General features: G+C 35.2%; 2 protein-coding genes and 1 pseudogene. All 3 read right to left on the bottom strand.

Translation table 11 applies throughout. From position 1 onward, the window contains the following. Nucleotides 1-128 precede the first annotated feature (128 nt). A complete protein-coding gene (locus J2S00_RS19695; RefSeq protein ID WP_307344003.1) occupies nt 129-1,226 on the bottom strand; it encodes an SAVED domain-containing protein in 1,098 nt (365 codons plus the stop codon). 738 nt (nt 1,227-1,964) lie between these two features. Then, nucleotides 1,965-2,429: a hypothetical protein gene (locus J2S00_RS19685; protein WP_307344000.1), complete on the bottom strand. Its 465-nt coding sequence runs from the start codon at nt 2,427-2,429 to the stop codon at nt 1,965-1,967. Between the two features lie 95 nt (nt 2,430-2,524). Continuing rightward, nucleotides 2,525-3,334: pseudogene (locus J2S00_RS19680) on the bottom strand (type ISP restriction/modification enzyme); the annotation flags it as partial. Between the last annotated feature and the right edge of the window lie 99 nt (nt 3,335-3,433).

Below are 3,433 nucleotides of genomic sequence, written 5' to 3'. Positions count from 1 at the left end.
ACTTTTTTCATTAGTAATTAAGGATGATGAAGGTCTAAATATAGTCACGATTCCAGAGGTGCCCTACGGGCTTACACAAAATTCTTGACGGTACTAAATAACATGATTGGTATAAAAATATATTAAATTTAGACGCTATGCTGTAAAATCTCATTTTCTTCACTCACTTTCTTTACTTGAACAAATTGTCCCGCATTGCTTCCATTAATAATAATTCCCCAAGGATAATTTACACCATTATTATCTTTTTGATAGTGATACGAAATTACGATTGGATGGTGAGTATCATTGAGCGATAGGGCAATTTCGAATGGAAGACAACTTTGGGAAGCACAAACAAGGTGTACTTTTTTAATCTTAGGAAATTCATTATGTAATTTAGCAAATAAATCTATGACTTGTTTACGGTATTCGTACAATTGAGCTTTCGTTTTTATAGCTAAATTGTCTGGTTCTTTAAGAGATAATCGGATTGCAGGACAGTTAAACTGTCCAATATCGAGATCTGATATCTTACTTTTCAGTTCAATACACAAGACAATTTCCTCTGCTAAATCAAATTGAGGATCCTCAAAGTTTGTTTCAAGATGTAATTTAGGGTGTCTCTTTAGCAATCCTCTTTTTAACTTCATATATTTGCTTGTCCCATGAATAAGTTCATAATAATCTTGTAAATCCCCCGATTGAAAAGCTTTTCCTGCAATCATAACAAATGGAATAGGTGCGATTCCTGTATAAGCTGTCTTTCGATCACGAGATATCTCTTTAAAAGTATTTACTTCTGATTGAATCATGTCCACAAGACAGTCGGATATGTATTCAGTTATTTCCTTTTTCCCTTCAACAAAAGCTCGAAAATTAATTACGACTTCCTTGAATGAAAGACGATCTAATTTTAGGCTTTTATAATGATTACTGACGAGCGCATCTTTGTTAAACCCATTTATATTTAAAATATAACGCTCTACAAATTGTAATCGAAATATATAACAGCCAATTATCATCAGAATTACTCCAAAGGTAAATTGGAGCCATGTTGGAGGCATATTAATGCTAAATGTGGTAATAAAGAAATTAGTAATAATACTAAAACATGAAGTAATAAGACCAAGACCTGATGTAAAAATAAAAGCTCCAAACCCCATAGTATTTTTCTGTTTTATGAAGAACCAAATAGTATAAATGAACGATGTTAATACAGGTAAAACCAGAATCAATAAAGACATAAATAATGCAACACCTCTTTCTTACTTACCATTATTTACATTTACTTTTGTCACAATAATGATAGTATAAAATAATGAGTTTCGCCATTTAAAGAAGGGCGCGTTCCTTTGAACAGCAACTTTGTTAGCATTGTTTGTTATCAATTTGAGCGTGTCCATACAGGATTTATTTGATGGCTTTGTAATACCCTCCATTATCAAGACTCATTTGGAGATGTTTTAAGTTATAATTTCTCTCCTTTCGTATGGATTGTACGTAACTGCATACCGGCTTGACATGGAGCCTCTGCGGGCATGATGTCTTGCGATAGGGCGATGCCAAATGGTATCGCCTGACCAAGAAGCCAAACATGCCCGCCACACCATGTAAAGCCTATAGGGTGATTGATCTCTAATCCCCTCAATAGGTAAATACCGACAGTATTGGGCATGAAGTCTCTTGCTTAAATTGGGCCAATTGGGACATGGATAGATGGCCCGGATGCCCATCAGGCGCATTAAACGACGTACCCGTTCCCAAAGTAAGGAAGTTCTGTGTAAAGTACATCGATTCTTCGCATGAGCTCAATGTTTTCCAAGCTCTCTAGACGACGCTTGGGACGGTGGTAAACACTTGTGCGATTCATCCCTAACAGTTCCGATTGATGTTTGACACTGAGCTTGGGATGTATGGGAGCATTATGTTTCGCTTATCAAAAAGGTTCCTATTTCTATACAAGATTATGTAAATAGGTCTTATCAAATCAGTCTATTGGTTAGAATCTTTATTGAATTGTTTCTGCCTCCCCCAATGGAGATCCTAAATTGTTTTTCATTTTTCTTTCTACTTATCGTAAGCGTAGTACGTCCTGTTGAAAAATACTCCTTAATTTCTTCTGGATGTAATACAGCAAGTTCACTATTTTTAAATTCTTTACTGCCACAAACAAGTGCTAATAAAAGTTTGTATTCATCATCAAGATATTTAAATAATTCTTCAATATCTTTGTCAGAAAATACAAAATGCCAGCTTCGATAATCATCTTGATTTACTGTTGGATAACTTCTATATTTAATAAACATTCTGAAATCTCCGTTATTGGTGCTCAAGTTATATATTTGTCTACTCTCGTTCCTTTCAAAAAGCACAGGAACAATCTTATTATTAAATAACATTGAAAGAACCGCCCCATAGTAAAAATCGGCAACAGTAAATCTAGCCAATTGTTTCACCTCATTATTTTTAATCTATCAAAAAGAATAGGAATTAGAGGGGCTTTTTAACTATGCCCCTCAAAAACCAACCCCTTCAAACATGTTTAACTATTTGTATCGGGGATTTCTATATCAAGTTCCGGCAACTCTTTCATAATCCGCACTGTTTCTACACTAACTCTTGTTACTCGCTTAATCAAATCAACTATATATCGAGGGTCGTTTTGCTCTTCCAGCCATTTATTGGGGTCGTTTGTAATCCCGCTTTTTTTATCGGTTTTTACTTGATAGCGATCCATAATCCATTCAATAGCTGACTTGCCGTTAACAATATATTCGTAAGCCTCATTTGGAACATCACGAAGTCTAATGTGTTCGTTATACAAAATAACCGTTTTATCTTCTTTTTTGTCAGGAGTTTTGCCAAAACGCATTATCTTGACCCAGTATGTTTCAAAAGAATTTTTATCTCCCTTAATTTCTTCTACGAGCGGCCATGGCTCTACAGTTTCATAATTCAAATGCAACTCGGCCAAATCCCGTCCCGCTTGACTGAATGCCCAGAAATCCTCAGGAGTCCGGACAAAGGGAATATGCGGAAGCATTTTCTTTAAGTCGTTTTCAAATCGCCTACGATAGTCAAGAGAATGGAAAAGCCCATAGATGTAGTAAAATATATCTTCTTTTCCAACTTGATATCCATAACGGTGTCGATATTGATTTAATGCCCAGTTAGTTATGTTTTCTCTACGAATGTATTTTTTCCCGGACGGTGAAGTTATAAGGGTTTCCCCATCTATTTGATTGACAAGTTGATCATTTTCATTGACTAATTCATAAATGTAAAACGGAAAACATCGCGTTTTGTCTATCATATCCAGGCAAGGGATATATTTTACTATAAGAGTTGAAAAAGGCTTGGTGTTAGTATAGTTTCATGGACACATTTTAGTTAAGTCCCTTACAATAAAAATTGGGAGAGGATGTGTCCAATATGAACCGTAAGAAATTCA

This window comes from Caldalkalibacillus uzonensis, from assembly GCF_030814135.1.
Lineage (GTDB): Bacteria > Bacillota > Bacilli > Caldalkalibacillales > Caldalkalibacillaceae > Caldalkalibacillus > Caldalkalibacillus uzonensis.
The sequence above is the reverse complement of the archived record's forward strand: the minus strand, read 5'-3'. Positions and strand labels throughout refer to the sequence as shown.